This is a genomic window from Bifidobacterium sp. POST2/T3 (B1), from assembly GCF_058197115.1.
In genome coordinates this window covers 1-6,056 of record NZ_JBVPQK010000156.1, presented here as the reverse complement: position 1 = coordinate 6,056, position 6,056 = coordinate 1, and the positions used below count along the sequence as shown (strand labels likewise).

Here is a 6,056-nt window from a genome sequence, read left to right as displayed (position 1 = left end):
CATCGAGGAGGCGGCCGGCATCCTCAAGCACCGCAAGCGCAAGGAACGGGCCCTGCACAAGCTGGCCAACACCGAGGCCAACCTTTCCCGTCTGGATGATCTGATTGGCGAGATTCATCGGCAGTTGGGACCGCTGGGTCGCCAGGCCAAGGTCTCCCGCCGGGCAGACATGATCCAGGTCAGTATGCGAGACGCCCAGGCTCGTATCCATGCCGATGATGCTCTGACTTCGCAGAAAAAGCTGGAGGATCTGCGCTCGCAGATGGTTGAGACCCGGGGGCGGCTGGCCAGGGGACAGGAGGACCTGACCAGGGTCAAGCTGCGCATCGAACAGCTGGAGGGGCTGGATAGGCAGTCCAGTCCGGCCCTGGATGCGGTCAACCAGCAGTGGAATGACCTGACCAAGCTCGGTGAGCGTGCCGGGTCCCTGGCATCCCTGGCCAGGGAGCGCAGCCGTTCGCTGGAGGCGGGCATGGTGGCTGATCAGGGTCAGGATCCTGGGGTGCTCAGGCGGCGGGCTGACGAGCTCAAGGGCCAGGCCGACCAGGAGGAGGGCCAGGTCGGAGCCGACCGGATCGCCCTGGATGGCTGCGTTCAAGCCCGTGCGGATCTGGAGCGGCGGCTGGCCGCTCACCGGCAGACCATGACCGAGCTGCGGCAGGCTGCCAGGAAGCGACAGGCTCGGCTTGGTGACCTGGCGCAGCTGGTGGCCAAGGAGGAATCGGCCCTGGAACTTTCCAGGCAGCGTGAGCGCGACCTGACCCGCCAGCAGGATCAGGTCAGGGAAGGCCTGGAGCTTGCTAGAAACCGGGTGCGAGATCTGGATAATCAGGAGGAAAACCCTGAGCAGGACGGCAGACAGGCCCTGGATCAGGCGGGTCAGGTCAGGGACCAGGCCCGCAGCAGACTCAACGATCTTCAGGAGCGGGAACGTCGAATTCAGTCCGATGCCATCTCTGCTCAGGCCAAGGCTGATGCCTTGGCGGACACGCTGGACCATCGCGGCGCCGGCGAGGCCCTGTCCCAGGCCGGGGATCCGGCCCTACTGGGCCTGCTGACCGACTTCGTCCGAGTAGAGGATGGCTGGGAGGAGCCCCTGGCCCAGGCCCTGCATGACTATGCCTCGGCCCTGGTGGCCAAGGATGAGCAGACGGTCGATCGAACCCTGGAGCAGGCCCGCCAGGATCGCTTGGGACGCGCCGCGCTGATCTCGGCATCAGGCCCGATCAAAGGTGCAGGCGTAAGGCATGGTGACGGCCCCTGGCGGCCGGCCGCCGACCTAGTGACCCTGCGGGAACATCCTTCCGATCCTGACCGGGCCCAGGTGGTGCTGGATGCTGTCCGCAGTCTGCTGGCCTCTACAGCTGCCGTCAATGACGGTGATCAGGCCCGTCATGCCCTGGAGGACGGATGGCAACAGGCGCTGACTCGCCTGGGCGACCTCTACGACCGGGTAGGCGCCGTAGGTGGATCCGCTCCAGCCACCAGCGACTTGGCGCTGACCGCGCGTAGGGATAAGGTCCTGGCGCAGGTGGAGGCCCTCCAGGAGGAATCCAAAACACTGCAGCCCCAGATGGAAGCGGCACGTGCCGTCCTTGAGCAGGCAGAGCAGAAGCTTCAGGAGGCGCGCAACCAGTGCACTGAGGCCCGGGTCAAGGCTGAGCAGGCCGCCCGGGATCTGGCGGCAGCCCGCAAGGAGTCTGATCGAGCCCAGGCCGGAGTCAAGGATCTGGATGACCGGCTGGCCCAGGTGCGCGACCAGGTGCGCACCCTCGAACTCAAACTGGAAGATCTCAAGGCCGGCCTGGCCCGTGCCCAGGAAGACGGGGAATCTGACTCTGATGACCCGGAGGGCATGGAAGACCGGCAGCATGAATTGGAGACGGCTCTGGACCAGGCCCGCACTGCCGAGATGGAAGCCAAGCTGACCTGGACCGAGAGCGACCGGCGGCATGCCTCCCTGCTGCGTCAGATCGATCTGCTGCGGGATCAGGCCGAGCAGGCCGAACGCCATCGTCAGCGAATAGGTGAGGAGAATCGCCGGCGCAAGGCTGGCATGGCTTCCCTGGGGCTGATCGCTCTCAGGGCAGACCTGCTGGCCCAGCTGATCAAGGAGAGGATGGAGCGTGCTGCCCGCCGCCGGGATCAGCTCAGGGCCAAGGCCTCGGCCCATGACAAGGAACTGACAGATCTGCGTGCCAGCAGGGACGCTCTGGAACCCAAGGTGGCCGGTCTGCGCCAGGATGAGCACGGTCTGGACCTGGAGCGGGAGCGTCTGGCAGGTGAAGACGGCCGTCTGCGTCAGCGCATCCAGGATGACCTGGGCATGGAGCCGGAGGAACTGATCCGCGAATATGGCCCCGACCGTCCGGTTCCTGTTCTGGATGACGAGGGCAACCCGGTGCCCTTGGATCAGGAGGGGATGGGCGAAGGCGGGGATTCGCCAGCTTTCAAAACAGTGCCCTACCGGCGCGGTGAGCAGGAGAAACGACTGGCCAGGGCCAAGCGGGACCTGGCCGCCCTAGGCAAGGTCAACCCGCTGGCAACCGAGGAATACGAGGCTCTAGAGTCCCGCAACCGCTACTTGCACGAGCAGCGTCAGGATGTAATAGGCTCACGGGATGACCTGATGGCCTTGGTCAAGGATCTGGATTCGACCATGGTCACAGTCTTCAAGGAGGCCTTCGACGACACCGCCCAGGCCTTCGAGCGTATCTTCGCTACCCTCTTCCCAGGCGGGCGCGGGCGACTGCGGCTGGAGGACCCGGACGACCTTCTGACCACCGGCGTTCTGGTCGAGGCCAGTCCGGCCGGCAAGAAGGTCCGCAGGTTATCCCTGCTTTCGGGTGGAGAGCGGTCGCTGACGGCCCTGGCCCTGCTTCTGGCCATTTTTACGGCCCGGCCCAGCCCCTTCTATGTCATGGACGAGGTCGAGGCCGCCCTGGACGACGTGAACCTGACCAGGCTGCTCAAGGCCTTCGAGCAGCTGCGGGAGCATGCCCAGCTGATCATTATCACCCACCAGCAACGGACCATGGGCATCGCTGACGCTCTTTATGGGGTCACCATGCGGGGGGACGGGGTGACGGCCGTCATCTCCCAGCGGCTGAAGGATCCGGATCGTTCAGGTCGCGAAGAGTCCGAACCCGATTAAGGTTGACCTGTGTCAGGACCGCCTGAGAGTCCACGATGGGCCGCTGCGGCATGGCGGGATCCCTCTCTGCCCTGTATGACCGGCTGGAATTCTTTGATCTATTTGAAAGTACCTACCAGGTGGTCGTGCGTCCCGTTCTGCCACGGGGCATCGGATTCCCGTTTTAGAAGTTTGTCGGGATAGTCATCCTTGGGCTGTTCCGGTGGCTCCCAGATTGTAGCTTTTCGTACCCAGCAGGCGAGCTACCACATGGTCGTCGCCCTCATAGGGCACGTGGCTGCCGTCCTTCTTGATCCAGCGTTCCTCGCCTTTGCCGATGACCAGGGTGACGCGCAAACGGTCCCCTGGCCGACCCGGATCCCCTACGGCCTGCTTGATGGCCTGGGCCCTGTCCGGCTCGATGCTGACATCCAGGTTGGGGTTGGTCACAAAGCCCAGCATCTGCTGGTCCACCTGGTCCGAGCTCTCTCCGTCCTCATCGTCGGCGGTCAGGATCAGCCGATCGACACGGTCCTGGGCGGCGCTGACGATGCCCTCCCTGCGATCGATAGCCTTGCCGCCAGCGGAACCGGAAACCAGAGTAATCAGGGGTTTACGCTCGCCGTAGCGCTCATCTACAAAATTCAGAAGAGCTGTGACCGAGGCCTTGTTGTGGGCGTAGTCGACGTAAACCACCCGGTTGTCGGCCTTGAAGCGTTCCATCCTGCCGGCGATTCTGACGTTCCCCATGGCCTGGATGGCTCCGGAATCAGGCTCCAGACCTAGACGGGTCAGCATGGCCAGGGCGGCGGCCGCGTTCAAGGCGTTGAAATCCCCGTCCATGGACAGACTGACCGGTCGCAGGGCTCCGTCGGAGGGCCCTATCAGGTAGTCGTCGCCCTCACCGGGAGCCTTGCGGACCAGGAAGTCGGCCTGTCGAGTTCCATCGCCGAAGGTGGTCACTGGAACTCCGGCGGCGCGGGCATCCTGACGGATCAGGTCGGCTCCGCGCGTATCGGCTCCCAGGACCAGCTGCCGGCTATTGTAGGTTATGCGGCGCTTGCAGTAGAAATAGTCCTCAAAACTGGGATGCTCGATGGGGCTGATGTGGTCTGGGGAGATGTTCAGGAATGCCCCCAGATCGAAGGTCAGCCCATAGACCCGGTCCACCTTGTATGCCTGGGAGGAGACCTCCATGACCATGTAGCGCATGCCCGCATCCACCGCATGGCGCATCATGCGGAAGAGGTCCAGCGACTCGGGGGTGGTCAACTGGGATTCCTGATAGTGTCGGCCGTCCAGGCAGTTGTCCACCGAGGAGAGCAGGGCGGCGCGGCCCCCGGAGAGCCTGGAGAGCATGGCCTGCAGGAAGTAGGCAGTGGTGGTCTTGCCCTTGGTGCCGGTGATTCCCACCAGGGTCAGCCGGTCCTGGGGGCGGCCATAGAAGGCTGAGGCCAGCAGGCTCATGGATTTGCGCACGTCGTTGACGATGATACCCGGAGCTTTGGTGTGTGCGGACAGATCCTGCTGGGCCACGTAGGCCGCCGGTCCTTTCGGGCCGCAAGAATCCAGATATTCAGGCCGGAAGTGTCCCTTGCAGAAGAGCAGGCTGCCAGGTCCCGCCTGACGGGTGTCGTAGGTGACATCGGTGAAGGGCCTGGATGGCTGGATATCCTTGGGCGAATCCAAAGTCCACCGGTCGCCTTGGATCACCTCGCGCAGCTGATCATGTTCGTGCAGTAGCTCCAAGGTCGAAGCCATCGTCAGCGCCATGCCGTCTTCCCCCTTGTCCGTTGGGTTGTGCCTGTCCCGATAGGAGATCTGACCGAGACCAGACCCAAGTCTATAACCCCGTTGAGGCCGAAGAAGGCGGGTCCGGCGACCCTTTGACTGAATGGTCAAATGCGGGTAGCCGCTCATCATGACCGCCCCTTGCTCTGCATTTCCAGGCAGAGGCCTGTGGGCATCATCAGGGCCGGGGTCAGAGCCAGTTGTCAGTGACCGGTCGGCGCCCTTGTGAAATCAGGTGCTGGTTGAACTGGTCCCGCCACTTGGCCTGTGCCTGCCGCTGCCAGTCCATAAGGGAGTCCATGGTGATTCGGGCCACCTGAGGGAAGAGGGTGGTCATGGGCTTGATCAGATCCACGGCCGCCACCGTATCCGCCGTGGCATTGTGGAAGTTGCCATGGGGGATGACGCCGTAGTACTCGCTGGTCATTCCCAGGGTGCGGCGGCCCGACCGGTGGGAGATCTCCCTGTCCAGGACCAGAGGGTCCACCACCAGCAGATCCCCCTCGCTCAGGGGCTTGACCGACCCTGCGCACCAGTGGGCGATGTCCCCGTCCAGCATCTGTACGTCGAAGGGGGCGTTGTAGGCCAGCAGGGGGATGCGCTTGTTCTGGGCGCGGGCGATGAATCCGGCCATCTGTTCGGTGGCCAGCTCAGGCTCCATGCCCTCGGTAGCCAGCTGATCATCGGTGAACCCGTTGACCCTGCTGGCCCCCTTGCTGATATGCCGGTGCGGATTGACTATCCAGGTGGCTACCACATCCCCTGCGTAGCCCTTGGTCGGGTCGCGCAGAACCAGACTGGCCGAAACAATGCCGTCTTTGCCTGGTTTGGTGCCCGTGGTCTCGGTGTCGAACCCCAGAAGCCAGGAGTCCCCTAGGCGTGTCGACCCCTCCTGTTGCGGGGCCGACTGAAGCGCCTGCTCCATGCTTGTGTACTCGGTGTTTTCCATAAGCGTGATTTCTCCTCAGTCTTTATGGTAACCGAGGAGCGACCGGGTCGGAACCGCGACGGGCGAGGGGGGATGGCACAATAGGGGTGTGGCAGATACCAGCAAGCTCGAAAGCAGAAAACGTCAATTCGAGGCCCTGGCCATGCCTGCGGTGGATGTGCTTTACCGACAGGCCATGCGCCT

At 63.7% G+C, this 6,056-nt stretch carries 3 protein-coding genes; 1 reads left to right on the top strand and 2 read right to left on the bottom strand.

All coding sequences use genetic code 11. The features are described 5' to 3' along the window. The coding region (locus AC0AP0_RS07825) for an AAA family ATPase (RefSeq protein WP_490430057.1) at positions 1-3,154 on the top strand (3,154 nt) is incomplete at its 5' end. A 183-nt stretch (positions 3,155-3,337) separates the two neighbouring features. On the opposite strand, the gene AC0AP0_RS07820 is transcribed toward AC0AP0_RS07825, so the two are convergent. Both AC0AP0_RS07820 and AC0AP0_RS07815 read right to left on the bottom strand, forming a co-directional pair. Then, the gene (locus AC0AP0_RS07820) at positions 3,338-4,906 is read right to left on the bottom strand and encodes a Mur ligase family protein (RefSeq protein ID WP_490430056.1); all 1,569 of its coding nucleotides are present in this window, start codon (positions 4,904-4,906) and stop codon (positions 3,338-3,340) included. Between the two features lie 208 nt (positions 4,907-5,114). After that, positions 5,115-5,873 carry an exonuclease domain-containing protein gene (locus tag AC0AP0_RS07815; protein WP_211120773.1) on the bottom strand — a complete coding sequence of 253 codons (759 nt, stop codon included), beginning with the start codon at positions 5,871-5,873 and terminating at the stop codon, positions 5,115-5,117. Between the last annotated feature and the right edge of the window lie 183 nt (positions 5,874-6,056).